The 3021-nt window shown below is 55.7% G+C and carries 4 protein-coding genes; 1 reads left to right on the forward strand and 3 read right to left on the reverse strand.

Annotated elements, in window-relative coordinates; translation table 11 throughout:
• Positions 1-264 (forward strand): hypothetical protein (locus ACTO5E_RS10625; RefSeq protein WP_482303498.1); only part of this gene is annotated, 264 nt, incomplete at its 5' end.
• Positions 265-419: 155 nt separating this feature from the next.
• Here ACTO5E_RS10625 and recN read toward each other — a convergent pair.
• From recN to ACTO5E_RS10640, 3 genes are all read right to left on the reverse strand, one after another.
• A complete protein-coding gene (gene recN, locus ACTO5E_RS10630; protein ID WP_482303499.1) occupies positions 420-2078 on the reverse strand; it encodes a DNA repair protein RecN in 1659 nt (552 codons plus the stop codon).
• Between the two features lie 38 nt (positions 2079-2116).
• Positions 2117-2569 carry an arginine repressor gene (gene argR, locus ACTO5E_RS10635; RefSeq protein WP_482303501.1) on the reverse strand — a complete coding sequence of 151 codons (453 nt, stop codon included), beginning with the start codon at positions 2567-2569 and terminating at the stop codon, positions 2117-2119.
• A 32-nt stretch (positions 2570-2601) separates the two neighbouring features.
• Positions 2602-3021, reverse strand: a 420-nt coding sequence (locus ACTO5E_RS10640; RefSeq protein ID WP_482303503.1) for an NAD(+)/NADH kinase, incomplete at its 5' end; no start/stop codon positions are given.

Raw genomic sequence — 3021 nt, forward strand, 5'->3', positions numbered from 1 at the left:
CAGAGCGGCAGCGTCCCCGATCCACGCCGGCTTCAATTGAAGCACAAAATTCACCTCCACAGCCCAACACAAAACGCCCTCTGCAAAAGCGCCCCATTGGGCATACTTTTTACAGAGGGCGATAAAATCGCGGTACCACCTCAGTTTACCGAAGCCTCACAGCTCCGGCCTCAACGGGTACATACATACCCTGACAGGATAACGTTCGTCAAACGGCTTTTCCTACTAACCCCAGAGAAAATTTTCTCTCCACTGGCGTTCTGAAAAGCAGCTCAGGAAGGTATCTTCAGCCGCTGTCCTGGTCCTGCTCGCACCAACCGCAGGCTCTCTGTGCCATAGAAAACAACGCTTAGTTGGGGCTTGAGGCCCCGGTTCCGTCACAGCTATTAACGTCATTCTAGCAGACAATGAAACGCTTGTCAAGTCTTTTTCAACATTTCTCCGGCCATATCCAGCTGCAGCTGGGTAATATTCTCTCCCCCGATGATCCGCGCCAGCTCCCGCTTGCGGCCCTCCAAGTCCAGGGGTTCCACCTGTGTGAACGTGCGGCCCTTCTCCACATGCTTGCTGATATGAAGATGATGGTCCGCCATGGCGGCAATCTGAGCCAGGTGGGTAATGCACAGCACCTGCCGGTTCGCGCTGACCTGCCGGAGCTTCTCCCCAATTTTATTCGCTGCCGCGCCGCTGACTCCGGAGTCCACCTCGTCAAAAATCAGGGTATCAATCTTATCCCGGCCCGAAAGCACAGTTTTGACTGCCAGCATGATCCGGGAGAGCTCTCCGCCAGAGGCAATCTTCGAGAGGGGCTTGGCTGGCTCTCCCCGGTTGGCCGACACCAAAAACTGCAGCTTGTCGCAGCCAGTGGGCGTAAGGGGTACACGCTCGATTTCTGTGACAAACTCCACCCCAGGCATGTTCAGAAAGGCCAGCTCTGCCTTGACCTGCTTGGTGAAGCGTTCTCCTGCCGCCCGGCGCTTTTCCGAGAGCTCCCGGGCCAGGGCAATCGCGGCCTGCTTTGCCTTTTCATATTCTTCTGTCAGCTTTTCCCGTTCCTCATCCGCGAACTCAATACGGTGCAGACTCTCCTGGCAGTTGTTCAGATACCGCAGCATTTCCTCCTCTGTCTCGCCATATTTCAGGCCAAGACGATAGAGCTGGTCCAGCCGTTCCTCAATAGCATCCAAAGCGGAGGGATCAAAGTCAACAGAAAGCCCATAAATCACACTTTCCGCATCCTCCAAAAGAAAACCAGCCTCACGCAGCTTTTGCAGCGGCTCTTCCAGCTGAGGAAAATAGCTGGCGGCCCGTTCCAGCGCGCCGGCCGCCCGGGTCAACTCAGAGCGCAGTCCACTGCTTTCCTCATCACCGGAGAGAATGGCCTTCACCAGCTCAACTGCCGAGGAAATCTTCTCGCTGTTGCGCACCGTCTCCCGCTCCTGGGTCAGCGCCTCCCGCTGGCCTGGCACCAGGTTGGCTGACTCAAGCTCGTTAATCTGATAACGCAGCAAATCAGCCTGACGGCTCTTCTCCCCCTCGTCCGTGTTGAGCTCCCGAAGCCGCCGCTGAATGTCCCTTAACTGCCGGTAACTGGCCTGATATTGCTCCAAAAGCCTCTCCAAACGGCCAAAGCTGTCAATATAGGTCATGTGGACCTCTGGGGAGAGCAGCTCATAGCTCTCATGCTGGCCATGTATCCCTACCAAGCGGGGGGCAATGGTCTTCAGCATAGAGACAGTTGCCGGCGAGCCGTTCAGCTTGCAGGCAGACCGCCCTTCCAGCCGGATGCCCCGCTGGATGAGCAGAGAGCCATCCTCCTCCCGGGGCACAGAGAGCTCGTCCAGCATTTTCAACACATCCTCAGAGAGGCCGGTGAACAGCGCGGACACCGAGGCCTCAGCCGCGCCAGTGCGCACCAGCTCTTTCGAGGTTCGCTCTCCCAGCACGGCGTGAATGGCGTCGATAATGATGGATTTGCCCGCCCCTGTCTCACCAGTGAGCACCGTAAAGCCCTGCTCCAAGTCTATGGAAGCCCGCTCGATCACGGCAATATTGTTGATGAACAGCTGTGCAAGCACGTTCAAAAGCCTCCCTATCATGAGAATAAAGCATTATTTTAAGACCGCAGCAGCTTTTTCAGCTCCTCCTGTGCCTCCATCGCGGCGGCTTCTGTGCGGCACACCACAAAAATGGTATCCTCGCCAGCCAGAGTCCCCACAAAATTCTTCCAGAACATAGCGTCCATTGAGGCGCACACCGCCTGCGCCATGCCGTTCATGCACTTGATTACCAGCATGTTCTGGGCAGAATCCACAGACAACGCAGAGTCGGTAAACAAGGAGTAAAATTTTGCGGACATGGCGTTGGTGTTCTCGCTGCCGGTGGAGTATTTGTACCTCCCATCTGCGGAGAGAATCTTGACCAGCCGCAGCTCCTTGATGTCCCGGGACACCGTGGCCTGGGTAACGTCGAACCCTGCCTCACGCAAATGCCTAAGCAACTCGTCCTGCGTCTCCAGGTCATACTCCTTGATCAGCTCCAAAATCTTGGCGTGACGTCGGTTTTTCATCTCAATTCCTTTCCGGCGGTTGTTCGCCTGTGCTATGAGGTTTCCAGCAGCTTTTTATTCAGTATATCATAAAAATAGCGGTTTGTCAGCTTAATAAAGCGGGCAAAGCTTTTTGTTCCTCCAAAGGTCAGGCGGTCGCCAGCCTTCAGCTCCACCGGTATGGCTCCGTCCACTGTCAGATAAACCCGGCTCCGGTTTCGGGGAATCTCCACTGTCAGCAAGGTGTCCGGGGCAAAAACCACACTGCGGTCAGACAGAGAATGGGGACAGATTGGGGTGTAGATCATGCAGTTCAAGGTTGGCTCCACTACCGGCCCGCCGGCAGAAAGAGAATAGGCTGTGGAGCCTGTGGGCGTAGCGACCAGAAAACCGTCTGCACGGTATACATAGCCCGTGTTATGCCCGATGGCCATTTTATACTCAATGATCTTTGCCAGCTCGGCGGAAACTAC

It is taken from the genome of Acutalibacter sp., assembly GCF_056800975.1.